General features: G+C 68.4%; 11 protein-coding genes. 5 read left to right on the top strand and 6 right to left on the bottom strand.

What is annotated here, in order from left to right; translation table 11 throughout:
• Positions 1-159 precede the first annotated feature (159 nt).
• Positions 160-2,502, top strand: a complete 2,343-nt coding sequence (locus AC4PTB_RS04115) for a methyl-accepting chemotaxis protein (protein ID WP_492191827.1) — start codon at positions 160-162, stop codon at positions 2,500-2,502.
• A 28-nt stretch (positions 2,503-2,530) separates the two neighbouring features.
• Here the strand turns inward: AC4PTB_RS04115 and AC4PTB_RS04110 are convergent, their stop codons facing one another.
• Together AC4PTB_RS04110 and AC4PTB_RS04105 are read right to left on the bottom strand one after the other, a co-directional pair.
• On the bottom strand, positions 2,531-3,232 hold the full coding sequence (locus AC4PTB_RS04110) for an alpha/beta fold hydrolase (protein WP_492191826.1): 702 nt from the start codon (positions 3,230-3,232) through the stop codon (positions 2,531-2,533).
• 111 nt (positions 3,233-3,343) lie between these two features.
• Positions 3,344-4,084 carry an alpha/beta hydrolase gene (locus tag AC4PTB_RS04105; RefSeq protein ID WP_492191825.1) on the bottom strand — a complete coding sequence of 247 codons (741 nt, stop codon included), beginning with the start codon at positions 4,082-4,084 and terminating at the stop codon, positions 3,344-3,346.
• Positions 4,085-4,222: 138 nt separating this feature from the next.
• On the opposite strand from AC4PTB_RS04105, the gene AC4PTB_RS04100 reads away from it, so the two are divergent.
• Positions 4,223-5,134, top strand: a complete 912-nt coding sequence (locus AC4PTB_RS04100; RefSeq protein WP_492191824.1) for a DMT family transporter — start codon at positions 4,223-4,225, stop codon at positions 5,132-5,134.
• On the opposite strand, the gene AC4PTB_RS04095 is transcribed toward AC4PTB_RS04100, so the two are convergent.
• Entirely contained in the window at positions 5,085-5,756 is a 672-nt protein-coding gene (locus AC4PTB_RS04095) for a thiamine diphosphokinase (protein WP_492191823.1), read from the bottom strand. The two genes, AC4PTB_RS04100 and AC4PTB_RS04095, sit on opposite strands and share 50 nt — an antisense overlap.
• A 140-nt stretch (positions 5,757-5,896) precedes the next feature.
• On the opposite strand from AC4PTB_RS04095, the gene AC4PTB_RS04090 reads away from it, so the two are divergent.
• Positions 5,897-8,242 (top strand): hypothetical protein, encoded by a 2,346-nt coding sequence (locus AC4PTB_RS04090; RefSeq protein WP_492191822.1) that lies wholly within the window; start codon positions 5,897-5,899, stop codon positions 8,240-8,242.
• 46 nt (positions 8,243-8,288) lie between these two features.
• Here AC4PTB_RS04090 and AC4PTB_RS04085 read toward each other — a convergent pair whose 3' ends face one another.
• Together AC4PTB_RS04085 and AC4PTB_RS04080 are read right to left on the bottom strand one after the other, a co-directional pair.
• Complete coding sequence (locus AC4PTB_RS04085; RefSeq protein ID WP_492191821.1) at positions 8,289-8,534, bottom strand: DUF2842 domain-containing protein; 246 nt, start codon at positions 8,532-8,534, stop codon at positions 8,289-8,291.
• A gap of 4 nt (positions 8,535-8,538) precedes the next feature.
• Positions 8,539-9,831, bottom strand: coding sequence for an adenylosuccinate synthase (locus AC4PTB_RS04080; RefSeq protein ID WP_492191820.1), 1,293 nt, complete (start codon positions 9,829-9,831; stop codon positions 8,539-8,541).
• A gap of 177 nt (positions 9,832-10,008) precedes the next feature.
• On the opposite strand from AC4PTB_RS04080, the gene secG reads away from it, so the two are divergent.
• Entirely contained in the window at positions 10,009-10,443 is a 435-nt protein-coding gene (gene secG / locus AC4PTB_RS04075; protein ID WP_492191819.1) for a preprotein translocase subunit SecG, read from the top strand.
• 151 nt (positions 10,444-10,594) lie between these two features.
• Entirely contained in the window at positions 10,595-12,238 is a 1,644-nt protein-coding gene (pyrG, locus tag AC4PTB_RS04070) for a CTP synthase (RefSeq protein WP_492191818.1), read from the top strand.
• A 348-nt stretch (positions 12,239-12,586) separates the two neighbouring features.
• Here the strand turns inward: pyrG and AC4PTB_RS04065 are convergent, their stop codons facing one another.
• Positions 12,587-13,531 (bottom strand): LysR family transcriptional regulator, encoded by a 945-nt coding sequence (locus AC4PTB_RS04065; RefSeq protein WP_492191817.1) that lies wholly within the window; start codon positions 13,529-13,531, stop codon positions 12,587-12,589.
• Between the last annotated feature and the right edge of the window lie 81 nt (positions 13,532-13,612).

The raw sequence follows: 13,612 nt of genomic DNA, 5'->3' as shown, positions 1-13,612 counted from the left end.
GGTTTCGAGGCGCCGCCCCCCGGTCGCAGCCGGGGGGCGGTTGCACCTCGACCGATCCCCGGATCTGACAAAGGCAAAAGTTTACCAATCTCCGCGCAATTTCACCTGCCCTTAATTCCTTTGCGTGATTTTGCCGGAGCGAACTTTCGGAGCAACCGCATGGCACGCGCAGGTAAATCCCGCAGCTTTCTGTCCTACCTGGTCCGCATGGGCCTCGTCATCGTCTTCTGCACGACGGCAGTTTTTGCCACGTTCTTCTATTCCGCGCTCGTCGACCGCAGGGCTGAACAGCAAAGCCTGGACATTGCGCATCTGAACAGCGAACTGGCCAAGCTGGAGCGCACCCTGGCGTCCGCCCGCGACATCGAGGCGAAGTTCCGCATCGATCGCAAGGAAGCGCGAATCGGCGATCACGCGCGGGTCATCCAGGGCGCCTCGGCCCAGCTCAAGACGCTGGTGGCCGACGAGGCTGCCCTTGGCTTTGCCGACAGCGCCAGCCGGGCCGCGGCGCTGCAGGATCTGCTCGACAGCTACGAGGAAAATTTCGCCCTCTTTGCCGATACCCGGGTGGTGCTCGGACTTGATCCCGCGTCCGGGCTTGAGGGGCAGCTGCGCGGCGCCGTGCATGCCGCCGAAAAGATTGTGGGCGCGCTGGCCCTGCCGAAGGTCGAGCTGAGCTTGCTGCGGATGCGGCGGGCCGAAAAAGACTTCATCATGCGTCTTGATCCGACCTACATCGACAAGCTCGACAAGGAGATCGAGACCTTCAAATCCTATCCCGAAACGATGTTCGTTTCGGCGCAGCACCGGGAACGGACGCTGGCGAAGCTGATCGAATATCAGGACGCCTTCCACCAATATGCCGATCTCGCGCTGCAGGTCGACGGCATCCTGCAAGCCTGCGACGAGAGCTATGACGCGATGCCGCTGGCCCTTTCCAGCCTGCGCCAGGATCTTGACGCCGATGTGCTGAAGATGACGGCGGCGACCGATGCGGCGAAGATGCGCGGCTATATCCTGATGGCGCTGGCGGGCGGGATCGGGATGCTGGTGCTCGGGGTCTCGGCGGTTCGGCTGTTCCGGGCCACGGTGAGGCCGCTGCGCGCGGTGACGACGGCGGTGCAGGACCTGGCCGAGGGGCGGACCGATATCTCGGTGCCCGAGACCCTGGTCAGCGAAGTGCGCTCGATCGGGGCGGCGCTGGAAAGCTTCCGCGCCACGATCCTTGAACGCCAGCGGCTGGAGGCGGAAAGCGTCGCCGCCGCCGAGCGCGAAGCCCAGGCCCGGATCGCCGCCGCCGCGCAGGAACGCGCCGAGATGGAGGAACGGGCCCGCCAGGCCGAAGCGGAACGCGCCGCCGCCGCCGCCGCCCAGGCGCGCGAACATGCCGCCGCCGAGGAAATCGCCGCCGTGGTGGCCGCCTGCGCCGAGGGCGATTTCTCGCGCAGGCTGCGCACCGACGACAAGACCGGCATCTTCGCCGATCTCTGCGCCGGGATGAACCGGATCGGCGAGGCGGCGGATGACGGGCTCAGCGCCGTGCGCGTCGCGCTGGAACGTCTGGCGGCGCGTGACCTGACCCATCGCATGCCGACGCGGTTCCACGGCGTCTTCGCCGAGATCGCGGAGACGATGAACCGCACCACCGAAAGCCTGACCGGCACGCTGGGCGATATTTCGGTCTCGGCCACGGCCGTCGACACCTCGGCGCGCGAAATCGCCGGGGCCGCCGAAGACCTGGCGCGGCGTTCGGAACGCAATGCGGCGATGCTGGAACAGACCGCCTCGGCGCTGGAACAGATGTCGGCCACGGTCCGTTCGGCGGCCAATTCGGCGCAGATCGCCCGCAGCGCGGTGACCGAGATCTCGAACCGCGCCGGGGCCGGGCATCAGGTGGTGTCGCGGGCGGTGTCGGCGATGGACGAGATCAAGGCCTCCTCCGAGGCGATCGCGCGCATCCTGCAGGTGATCGATGACATCGCCTTCCAGACCAATCTTCTGGCGCTCAACGCGGGGGTGGAAGCGGCGCGGGCGGGCGATGCCGGGCGCGGCTTTGCCGTCGTCGCCTCCGAGGTGCGGGCGCTGGCGCAGCGCTCTTCCGAGGCCGCGCGCGAGATCGCCCGGCTGATCGAGACCTCGTCGAACAACGTCAACCAGGGCGTCGGGCTGGTGCATGATTCCGGTCAGGCGCTGCGCGAGATCGTCGCCGGGGTCGAGGATGTGGCGCAAAAGATCACCGAGATCGTCACCGCCTCGCAGGAGACCGCGACCGGGATCACCGAAATCTCGAATGCGACGACGGAACTGGACCGCACGACGCAGCAAAACGCCGCCGTCTTCGAGGAGACCAACGCCGCGGTGCGGTCCCTGCAGGGCGAGGCGACGGCGCTGGCCGAGGCCGTGGCGACCTTCCAGCTGCAGCGCGAAGAGGCCTGGGCGCCGCGCGCGCCGGTGGTCGAGGAGCCCCGTCCGGCGCTGTTCGTGTCGCGTCGCAGCGCCTGAACGGGGCCTGGCCCCTTCGCCCGGGCGGTCAGCGCGGCGCGTCGAGCCAGTCGCGCAGCGCCTCGGAAACCAAAAGCGGCTGTTCGAGCGGCGCCAGATGACCGGCGCCGGGGATCAGCCGGAAACGCGCCTGCGGCATGAGTTCTGCCAGGAATTCATGCCGCCGCGGCGGGCAGATCGTGTCGTATTCGCCGCAGATCAGCAAGGTCCGCACCCGCAGATTGCGCAGCGCGCGCTGCTGATCGGGGCGGCGCATCAGGGCGCGGGACTGGCTGGTGAACAGCTCCGGGCCAAGCGTTCCGGCCATCTCCAGAAGCATCGCCTGCACCTCGGCCCGGCCCGCGCCCGGGGCCAGCGCGGCGGCGGGGATTTCTTCCAGCATCACCTCGTCCAGCCGCCCGGTGCGGGCGCGGACGATCCGCGGCTCGCGGCCGGCCGCCTGCGCCGGGGTCTCGGCCAGCGGCGAGACATCGATCAGCCCCAGTCCCGAGACCCGCTCGGGCACCCGGCGCGCCATTTCCATTGCCACCAGCCCCCCCAGCCAATGCCCGACCAGACTGAACCGCGGCGGCGCAACCGCAAGGACGCGCTCGGCCATCTCCTCGACCGTCGCGCCCGCAAGCGGCGCCACGATCACCGCGCGATCGGCGGAAAAGGCAATGATCTGATGCCAGTAAAGCCGCGCATCACACATGAAGCCCGGCAGGAAGATCAACGGATCGGCAGACATGCTCACCCCAGCAACGCGCGGTTTCGCGCTTTTTGCTTTAGGTAGCGCGAAGGGGGGGCAAGGGAAAACCCCCCTCGCGCAAAGGTTAGCGCCCGGCTCCGCAGGCAGGGGTCAGAGCGGCGCGATCTCGTCGATCGCCGCCTTGATCAGCGCCAGATTGTCGGGGGCGGAGAAATTGTGATCCGCGCCCTTCACCAGCGTCAGCCGGATGTCAGGCCCCGTGGCATGGTGGAACAGCTTCACCGCCCAGTCCGGCGGCACGGCGCGGTCCTCGGAACCCTGCAGCAGCCGCGTCGGGAAGGGCAGCGACAGGGGCTTGCGCAGCACGAAATGATCGCGGCCGTCGACGATGAACTTGCGGCTGATGCGATAGGGCACCGGGCCGCCGTGATGCAGGTCCAGATAGCCCTGTTCCATCAGCAGCGCCTGCTGCTCGGGCGAGAAGCTGGCCCAATAGCCGTCCTCGGTGAAATCGGCAGCGGCCGCGATCGTCACCAGACCCGCGACCTTTTCCGGGCAGTCCCGCGCCAGCAACAGCGCCAGCCAGCCCCCCATCGAAGAGCCGACCAGCACCTGCGGCCCCTCGGCCAGGTTCAAAAGCACCGAGCGCGCGTCCTGATACCAGTCCGCGATCGAGGTTTCGGCATAGACGCCCGAGGATTGCCCGTGCCCGGAACAGTCGAAGCGCAGGAAGCCGCGGCCGGTTTCGGCGGCCCAGGCATCGAGCGCCGTGGCCTTGGTGCCGGTCATGTCGGAATGCAGCCCGTGCAGGAACATCACCCCCGGCCCCTTGCCCGGACGGAGGTCATAGGCGATGCGGCGGCCCTCGGGGCTGTCGAAGAAATCGGTCATGGCAGTCTCCTGAAGCGTCGCGAAAGCCTAGCGCCCAATCATGTCCCGGCTCAAGCCCAAGGGTGCGGGCGCGGCAAATCGCGCCCGGGCCGTCGTTTTCAGGATGGACGCCCCCTGCCCCGCGCGCTAGGCGAAAGCATGAGCCATCAAGACCGTATCCTGCCCGGCATCCTTTTGATGCTTGGCTTTTGCATCATCGCGCCGCTGATCGACGTGGCCTCGAAACTGGCGGCGCAGGCGGTGCCCGTGGGCACCGTCACGCTGGGCCGCTATGTCGCGCAACTGGCGCTGATGGTGCCGATCGTCGCGCTTCTGGGCCATCCCTGGGGCATGAGCCGCCGCGCCCTTGGCCTGACCTTTGCCCGTGCCGCGGTCTCGGTGCTGTCGACCTATTCCTTTGTCGCCGCCGTGCAGCACATGCCGATTGCCGATGCGCTGGCCATCGCCTTTGTCGAACCCTTCGTGATCCTGTTCATCGGCCGCTTCGTGATGAACGAAGAGGTCGGGCCGCGCCGGATCGGCGCCTCGGTCGTGGGCTTCATCGGCGCGCTGTTCGTGATCCAGCCGTCTTTCGCCGTTTTCGGCGTCGTCGCGCTGTATCCGCTGGGCACGGCGGTCGGTTTCGCGCTTTACATCCTGCTGACGCGGGCGCTGTCGCGGCACATGCATCCGGTGCCGATGAACCTGCACACCGCCTGGGCCGCCATCGTGATCCTGATCCCGATTCTGGCGCTGGGCGGGCAAGTCGACCTTGGCCAGATGCGCTTCGAGGCACCCGAGGGGATCTTCTGGCTCTGGTGTTTCTGCGTCGGGCTGGCCTCGACCGTCAGCCACATGTCGATGAGCTATGCGCTGAAATACGCCCCCTCCTCGACGCTGGCGCCGCTTCATTATTTCGAGATGCTGACGGCGACGCTGTTCGGCTATCTGGTCTTCGGCGATTTCCCGAATGCGCTGACCTGGGTCGGCATCGGCATCATCACCGCCTCGGGGCTTTACATCATCCACCGCGAACGTCTGGCGGCAAAAGCGCGCGCAGCGCGGGGCTGAGCTGATCCTTCGGCAGCAGAACCAGCATCGGGCCGTCGATCTCGAGCGTCACCGGACCTGTCACCTCGTTCGAGGTGCCGGTGCGGCTCTCGGGGGCGAAAGCGAGCCCGTCGATCGGCCAGCGCAACCCGGATGAGCGCCCCGAAGCCGGCCCCATCGGATGCAGCGACAGCCGCGTGCCCAAGGGCAGATCCAGCACCAGCCGCGGCGGGGCGCGAAAGATCACCTCATCCTCGGCGATCAGGATCACGATCTGCCCGGGCCGCGCCGTCAGCTCGGTCAGCGCCGCCAGCGTGTGATCGAGCCGCAGCCCGGTGAAGCCAAGGCAGAGATAGAACCGCGCCGCGACAAGCCGCAGGCATTTGCCGAAATCGGTGCTGTCCTGCTCGGCCACGGCATGCACCCGCCCGGCCAGCGCCGCATGGCCCGCCGCCGACAGGCTGTCCATGTCGCCGATCACCGCCGCAGGCGTCAGACCCAGCGCCAGCGCCCGGTCGGCACCGCCATCAGCCGCCACGAGCACCGGCGCGATCGTCAACGCATTGGCAACATCGGCCGGAGCGGCGATTCCCCCGCCCAGCAGCGTGACCCCAGCTTCACAATGGACAATTTCCGCATTCATGGCATGATTGATGAGGATTAAGGCAAAGCCATGCAACCGATATCGCGAAAATTCCCTGCATTTGCCCTTTTTCGTTCACCGGAAAGCACCAGTTCCCAAGGATGGTGAACGCAATGAGGTTCAGGAGAGGCGAAACGCCCATGGTTGGTGCGAGCAAGATCTTAACCGTCTCCTACGGCACCTTCTCGTGCACGCTGGAGGGGTTCGACGAGCCCTTCACGACGATGAAGGCGATTGCGGAATATTTCCGCGATCTGGCCGCGGAAGACCGGTATTTCGGCGCCGAGCCGCCACAGCCCGATGCCGAGATGCTGCATCGGATCGCCGAACGCGAGATGGCGCGGCGGATCGATGCGAAGATCGAAAAGAACAGCGTGGTCTTGCGGCCGGGTCCTGCGGCACCGCCGGAACCGGCGCCCGCCGTGGTGCAGGGGGCCGGAACGCCGGGGATGACCGCCGCCGTGGTGTCCGAGGGCGTCGGCGATCCGATCAGCGAATCGGTGGCGGCGAAGCTGCAGCGCATCCGCTCGGCGGTGGCGCAGGCGCGCGCGGCGCAGGGCACGGCCGAGCCGGAGCCGGAGGCCGACCTGCCCCCCGCCGCGCAGATCCCCGAGACCCCGGCCCCGATCGGAACGGAGATTGCCGCCGGGACCGAAGCGGAGGCAGAGGCGGCTGAGGCCATCGCCGCCCCGGAGGAATTCGGCTTCGCGCTCGACATCTCGGGCCCGCTGCGCGCGGAGGAGCTGAACGCCGAGGAGCCCCCCGCCGAGGCGATGCAGGCCGCTGTCGCCGCGCCCTCTGCCGAGAGCGAGGAGGAGGAGGAAGACGAGACCCCGGGCGGCAGCATGGATCCCGAAAAGATCGAGCGCATGCGCCGCCGCGCCGAACGCCGCGCCGCCCGCCAGCAGCAGGCCGAGGCGCAGGGCAGCGCCGAAGGGTCGGTCGAGGGGGCCGGTGCCGTGCCGACACCTGCCGCCGAGGCGGCGCCGGAAGCGACCAACGTGGAGACGGCACAGGAAGCGCCCGCCGTGGAAACGGCAGAGAATGCGCCCGCCGCGGAGCCTGTCGCGCCCGAGGCGCCGCGCCCGGTGATCCGGGCGCGGGTGATCAAGCTGCGCCGCGCCGAGCCGCAGGCCGCCGCCGCAGCGATGCCTGCGCCCGAAGCCGAAGCGGCCCCCGAAGCTGTCGAAGAGATCGATCCGATGCCGACCTCGGCCACCGCGCCGATGGCCGAAGCCCCCGCCCCCGATACCTCTGCCGCCGAAAGCCCGGCCACGCCGGAGCCGGCGGCGCTGAGTCCCGAGGCGGAAGCCGAGCTGATGGCGGAACTGGCCGCGCTGACGGAGAATCTGGGCGATGTCGATTGGGGCATCGACGGCTGGAGCACCGACCGCGCCGAGGCCACGGCCGGGCCTGCCGAAACGGCCCCCGTCACCGCCGAAGCCACGCCGGAGCCCGAGGTCGCGCCGGAGCCTGAAGCCACGCCGGAACCTGAAATCGCGCTTGAGGCGCTGGTGGTCGACCTCGATCCCGAACCGCAGCCCGAACCGGAGGAAGCCGCCCCCGCGGCCGCGCCCGAAGCGGCGGCGGCCACGACGCCCGAGATCGACCTTGACGCGCTTTTCGCCGAAGACCCGCCGGAGCCTGCGACCGCCGCTGTCCCGGCGCCGTCCGACGCGCTGCCGCCCGGCCTGGTCGAGCGCCGCAGCCATCCGACCGAGCCGCTGATCCTGCCCGTGCGCCCCGCCGCGAAAGCCCCGCCGCTGCCCGAAGGCGATCTGCCGCGGCTGCTGCAAAAGGCCGATGCGCAGATGGCGGGCAACGAGAACCGGCGCCGGATCTCGGCGATCGCGCATCTCAAGGCCGCCGTTGCCGCCACCGTGGCCGAACGCCGGGCCGGGACCAAGGAGGCCGCAAAGGACGAAACCGAACCCTATCGGCAGGATCTGACCCAGGCGGTGCGGCCGCGCCGTCCGGTGCTGCCCGCGGTCGGCGAAAGCCACCACCAGACCTCTGCCCGCCCCGAGGCACGCCCGGCGCCGCTGGTGCTGGTCTCCGAACAGCGCGTCGACCGCGCCCCCGCCGAGGCCATCGCCAAGGCGCAGGCGGTCCGTCCGCGCCGGATCGTCGCCACCAGCCTGCTGCGGGAGACCGCCGCCGAGGAGGCCGACGAGGACGAGATCGATCTGCCGCTGAGCCCCGAGGAAGCTTCGAGCTTTGCCGAATTCGCGCAAAGCCGGGCGCCGCAGGGTCTGGCCGAGCTGCTGGAAGCCGCCGCCGCCTATACCGCGCAGGTCGAGGGGCGGCCGCATTTCTCGCCGCCGCACATCCTCAGCAAGGTCTCGGCCGTGGGCGATGAAAGCTTCAGCCGCGAAGACCGGCTGCGGATGTTCGGAACCTTGTTGCGTCAGGGCAAGATCGCCAAGGTGAAGCGCGGCCAATACGCGATCACCGAGGCGAGCCGGTTCTATCAGGCCCGCGCCTGAAACCGGGACACACGATACGGAAACGGAGGGGCAAGCCCCTCCGTTTTCATTTCTGTTCAGGCGGTTGCGCGTCCGGGTCGGGTTTGCCGACGCCGATGAAGATGGGCTTCATCGGCGCGATCCAGAGAAAGCCGAGCCCGAGATAGACCAGCACCGATCCCCACCAGGGCAGAACGCCCCAGCGCGCCTCGGCCCAGGCCACGGCGGAAACCGCCGCGACGATATAGGCGGGAAGGCCGACGACCAGAACGAAGAGCGCCAGACGGCGGCGGGTCTTGTAGGGGATCGGCACCGGCTCAATCCTCGAAGGGGTCGGTCACAAGAATGGTGTCGTCGCGCTCGGGCGAGGTCGAGAGCATCGCCACCGGGCACTGGATCAGCTCCTCGATGCGGCGGACATATTTCACCGCCGCGCCCGGCAGGTCGTTCCAGGACCGCGCGCCCTGCGTGCTTTCCGACCAGCCGTCCAGCTCTTCATAGATCGGCTTCGCCTTCGCCTGCAGCGCGGCCTGCGTCGGCAGATAGTCGTAGCGCACGCCATCGACATCGTAAGCCACACAGATCTTGAGCTTTTCAAACCCGTCCAGCACGTCGAGCTTGGTCAGCGCGATGCCCTTCATGCCGGAAATCGCGCAGGTCTGGCGCACCAGCACCGCATCGAACCAGCCGCAGCGGCGCTTGCGCCCGGTCACGGTGCCGAATTCATGGCCGCGCGTGCCCAGACGCTCGCCGTCGTCGTCCTTCAGCTCGGTCGGGAACGGGCCTTCGCCAACGCGGGTCGTGTAGGCCTTGACGATGCCGAGCGAATAATCGACCGCATTCGGCCCGAGACCAACGCCCGTCGCCGCCTGCCCCGCGATCACGTTCGAGGAGGTGACGAAGGGATAGGTGCCGAAGTCGATATCCAGAAGCGAGCCCTGCGCCCCTTCGAACAGGATGCGCTTGCCCGCCTTGCGCAGCTCGGTCAGCACCTTCCAGACCGGCTTCGCATATTGCAGGATCTCGGGGGCGATGGCGCGCAGATCGGCCAGAACCGCCGCGCGGTCGATCGGGCCAAGGCCCAGCCCGGCGCGCAGCGCGTTGTGGTGCACAAGCGCGCGGTCGACGCGCAGTTGCAGCGTCTCGTCATCGGCCAGATCCGCCACGCGGATGACGCGACGGCCGACCTTGTCCTCGTAGCAGGGGCCAATGCCGCGGCCGGTGGTGCCGATCTTGGCAACAGAGGCCTGCGCCTCGCGGGCCCGGTCCAGCTCGCCGTGGAACGGCATGATGAGGGGGGTGTTTTCCGCGATCATCAGGTTGTCGGGATTGATCTCGACGCCCTGCTCGCGGATCGCCGCCACTTCCTTGACCAGATGCCAGGGGTCCAGCACGACGCCGTTGCCAATCACCGAAAGCTTGCCGCCGCGCACAACCCCCGAGGGCAGCGCGTTCAGCTTGTAGACCTTGCCGCCAATGACGAGCGTGTGGCCGGCATTGTGGCCGCCCTGAAAGCGGGCGATCACGTCGGCCCGTTCACTGAGCCAGTCGACGATCTTGCCCTTGCCTTCGTCGCCCCATTGGGCGCCGACAACCACCACGTTGGCCATTCGCATTCTCCGCAGGTCTGAAAAACCGCGCGACATATAGCCGGGTGAACGCCCGGGGGAAACCGATTTTTCGCCGCAAGGAGGCCGCGCGGCCCGGCAGCGGCAGAAAACCGGGTTGCGCGCCGCGGGCCAAGCGCCTAGATAGGCGCGTCGAATGAAAAAAGGCGCGTCCCCCTCATGGAAAACGTCCAGAACGTCATCCTCGTCGTCCACCTCGTGCTGGCGCTGCTCCTGATCGGGGTGGTACTGTTGCAGCGGTCCGAAGGTGGCGGCCTTGGCATGGGCGGCGGCGGCGGTGGCGGCGTGATGACCGGACGGCAGGCGGCCAATGCGCTGACCAAGCTGACCTGGGTCTTCGCGATCGCCTTTCTGGGCACCTCGATCACCCTGACGGTGCTGTCGGCCCGGGCGGGCAAGGGGATCTCGGTCATCGACACCACCCCGGCCGAGGCCCCGGCAAGCACCGGCACCGCGCCGCTGATTTCGGCCCCGCCGCCCTCGACCGACGCGCCGGTCGTGCCGCCGGTTCTGCCGCCTGCGGCCACCGAAGCCCCGGCCGAAGCGCCCGCGGCGACCGAAACGCCGGCGCCGGAGGCGCCCGCCTCGAACTGAGCCCACTATAACTGGGCCTTCGGCTCTTAGTTTACTCCAAGTCTTGCGGTCTGGTTGCGGGCAGGCTGCGAATCGTGTATCAGTCAAATCCCGTGGTTCCGGTCGATCCCGACCGGAACAAGCCTTTTCTTTTGCTTGTCACGGGGGTCTCATGGCGCGTTATGTCTTCATCACCGGGGGCGTGGTTTCCTCGCTGGGCAAGGGCTTGGCTTCGGCTGCCCTCGGCGCCCTTCTGCAGGCCCGCGGCTTTTCGGTGCGGCTGCGCAAGCTCGACCCTTATCTGAACGTCGATCCGGGCACGATGTCGCCGTTTGAACATGGCGAGGTTTTCGTCACCGATGACGGCGCCGAGACCGACCTTGATCTGGGCCACTACGAGCGCTTCACCGGCGTCAGCGCCCGCAAGACGGATTCGGTGTCGTCCGGGCGGATCTATTCGAACGTGCTGGAGAAAGAGCGCCGCGGCGCCTACCTGGGCAAGACGATCCAGGTGATCCCGCACGTCACCAATGAAATCAAGGACTTCATCGCCGTGGGCGATGACGAGGTCGATTTCATGCTGTGCGAGATAGGCGGCACGGTGGGTGACATCGAGGGCCTGCCCTTCTTCGAGGCGATCCGGCAATTCGCCCAGGAACGCCCGCGCGGGCAGTGCATCTTCATGCATCTGACGCTCTTGCCCTATCTGGCGGCCTCTGGTGAGCTGAAGACGAAGCCGACGCAGCATTCGGTCAAGGAGCTGCGCTCGATCGGGCTGCAGCCCGATGTGCTGGTCTGCCGCTCGGAACATCCGATCCCGGACAAGGAACGGGCGAAGATCGCGCTTTTCTGCAACGTGCGACCCGACAGCGTGATCCCGGCCTATGACCTGCGCTCGATCTACGAGGCGCCCTTGGCCTATCACCGCGCCGGGCTGGATCAGGCGGTGTTGAACGCCTTTGGCATCTCGCCCGCGCCGCGCCCCGACATGAGCCGCTGGGAAGATGTGATGGACCGGCTGACCCATGCCGAGGGCGAGGTCCGCGTGGCGATCGTCGGCAAATATGTGCAGCTCGAGGACGCCTACAAGTCGATCGCCGAGGCGCTGACGCATGGCGGCATGGCGAACCGGGTGCGGGTGAAGGCGGAATGGATCGACGCCGAGATCTTCGAGCGCGAAGACCCGGCGCCGCATCTGGAGCCTTTCCACGCGATTCTGGTGCCTGGCGGCTTTGGCGAGCGCGGCACCGAGGGCAAGATCCGCGCGGCGCAATTTGCGCGCGAAAAGGGCGTGCCCTATCTGGGGATCTGCCTTGGCATGCAGATGGCGGTGATCGAGGCCGCGCGCAACATGGCGGGGCTGACCAATGCGGGGTCGGAGGAATTCGACCATGAGGCGGGCGAAAAGCGTTTTACGCCCGTGGTTTACCACCTCAAGGAATGGGTGCAGGGCAACCACCGGGTGGAGCGGAAACTGACCGACGACAAGGGCGGCACGATGCGGCTGGGCGCCTATTCGGCGCATCTGACGGCGGGCTCGCGCGTGGCCGAGGTTTACGGCAAGACCGAGATCGAGGAGCGCCACCGCCACCGCTACGAGGTCGACATCACCTATCGCGAGGCGTTGGAAAACTGCGGTCTGGTGTTCTCGGGGATGAGCCCGGACGGCCGTCTGCCCGAGATCGTCGAGCACAAGGACCATCCGTGGTTCATCGGCGTGCAGTTCCACCCGGAGCTGAAATCGAAACCCTTCGCGCCGCATCCGCTGTTTGCGGGCTTCGTCAAGGCCGCTCTGGCGCAAAGCCGTCTGGTCTGAAACGGTTGCGCCCGCTGTCGCGGGCGCCCCAAAAGGGGGGGCTCTGCCCCCCTCGCGGCTGCGCCGCTCACCCCCCGGGATATTTGCCGCAAGGTAAAAGGCAAAAGCCTTTCTCGACCGGCTTGGCGAAGGGTCGGGCACGGTACAGGCGGGCACGCGATGAGGCTCCAGGGTGAAACGCCCGGTTCCCCCTCCTGCCCCGGGCCTGTGCCGGGCTTTCCCCGTGGCACGGCGCGACGCCCCCGCTCCCCTTTCACCTTGCGGCAAATATCCTCGGGGGGTGAATGCTCCGCAGGAGCAGAGGGGGGCGGAAAGCCCCCCTGTCGGGGCCTCCGCGCGCGGGCGCACTCATTCGACGCGCAACGAGGTCGCCAGCCAGGGCGCCTCGGCCAGGGCAGGCGCCACGATCCGCTCGGCCAGAAGACCGCGCAGCCGCTGCGCCACCGCGCCCGGCAGATCCCCCATCATGCGCGCCCGCGCGCTCAGCACGATGCGGCGGCTCATCCCCGGCCCCCGCAGCGGCGCCAGCGCCACCCCCGCCCGCTTGCCATGCAGCACCCCCGAGGGCGTCAGGATCGACCAGCCCTGCCCCGCCGCCACCATCGCCAGGATCGCCGGTGTGCTGTCGATCTCGAAACGATGCCCGGGGCTCTCGCCGATCCTGCCCAGATAGGCGGCGATCTGCTGCCCCATCAGCGTGCGGCGCGAATAATGCAGAAGCGGCAGATCCGCCGCCACCCGCCCCTCCGGCCAGACCGCGATCAGCGGCTCGGAAAGCAGCGGATGCCGTTCCACCCCCTCCTGCGCCCCCTCGATCTCCGCCGCCACCACCATGTCAAGCGCCCGCGCCTCCAGCTGCGCCGCCAGCCGATGGCTCGGCCCGGTCTCGAGCAGGAACCGACAGGCGGTCAGCTCCGCCCCCATCCCCGCCAGCAAAAGCGGCGTCACCTCGGCCTCGAAATCCTCGATCATCCCAAGACGGAAACTGCGCAGACCCGCCGGATCGGCCAGGCCCACCCCGGCCCGCCCCCGCGCCAGCTCGTCCAGCATCGCCTCGGCATGGGGCAGAAACGCCCGCCCCGCCGCCGTCAGCCCGAAAGGCCGCGCCGTGCGGTCGACCAGCTCCGCCCCGAGCGCGGTTTCCAGCGCCGCGATCTGCTGACTGACCGCCGAGGCCGAGACCCCCAGCCGCCGCGCCGCCGCGGTGATCGCCCCCTCTTCAGCCGTCGCCACCAGCATCTCGACCGCCCAGAGGCTGATCTTTTCGCTCCGCCCTTTTGCCTTGCCCGTCATCGCCGCTCCCTGTCGGGGCCAGAATGCCGGTCCGCAGCCTGTCCTGGCAAGCCCGGGCGCGTGGCCCCCGCAGTTTTCAGA

Source organism: Rhodobacter sp. 4.3.4 (assembly GCF_058724655.1).
The sequence above is the reverse complement of the archived record's forward strand: the minus strand, read 5'-3'. Positions and strand labels throughout refer to the sequence as shown.